Here is a 317-nt window from a genome sequence, read left to right on the forward strand (position 1 = left end):
AAATGACTAGCTCGCAATTTATACCAAATTATGCCCGCATGATGCTCAGTGTCCTCGCTTATAATTTAGTCAGCTTGATGCGCCAATTGTTGCCTGCACAACATCAGCGATTACAGGTTACAAACTTGCGCTTATGGCTGTTTAAAGTAGCGGGTAAGCTGGTGACCAGCGGCCGGCAACTTTATCTAAAATTAAGTCGCCACCACGTCTATCAGGATTTGTTTTATCAACTGTTAGCTCGAATCCAAGCGCTACAGTGGGGCTAGCTCAGTACGATAAATCAAAAAAAGGCCGTTCGACCAAGGGGCAAGTACGCC

1 protein-coding gene is annotated in these 317 nt (G+C 45.7%); it reads left to right on the plus strand.

The window, feature by feature from the left end; translation table 11 throughout:
* Window positions 1-266 (plus strand): transposase (locus FC65_RS11255; protein ID WP_191979923.1); only part of this gene is annotated, 266 nt, incomplete at its 5' end.
* Window positions 267-317: the final 51 nt, after the last annotated feature.

The sequence above is a fragment of the Ligilactobacillus acidipiscis DSM 15836 genome, assembly GCF_001435755.1.
GTDB lineage: Bacteria > Bacillota > Bacilli > Lactobacillales > Lactobacillaceae > Ligilactobacillus > Ligilactobacillus acidipiscis.